General features: G+C 70.1%; 1 pseudogene. It reads right to left on the bottom strand.

The features are described from left to right. A pseudogene (locus IF89_RS0136760) lies at positions 1-284 on the bottom strand (ABC transporter ATP-binding protein); the annotation flags it as partial.

The raw sequence follows: 284 nt of genomic DNA, 5'->3' as shown, positions 1-284 counted from the left end.
GGCGGATCTCCCCACGCAGGTGTTCAGTGATCTCGAGGGACAGCTCCGCGACGTCCGCGTCCTCGATGCGGCGCGGCTGGGCGATGTCCACGGTCCATTGCTTGGCGACCCGGCCGGGTCGGGAGGAGAGCAGGACCACGCGCTGGGCGAGGCGGACGGCCTCGCGCACGTTGTGGGTGACGAAGAGGACCGACAGGCCCGTCTCGGCCCAGATACGGGTGAGTTCGCCGTGCAGGACGTCACGGGTGATGGCGTCCAGGGCCGCGAACGGCTCGTCCATCAGC

This window comes from Streptomyces sp. NRRL F-2664, assembly GCF_000719345.1.
Lineage (GTDB): Bacteria > Actinomycetota > Actinomycetes > Streptomycetales > Streptomycetaceae > Streptomyces.
This window is presented reverse-complemented; position numbering and strand designations above follow the sequence as displayed.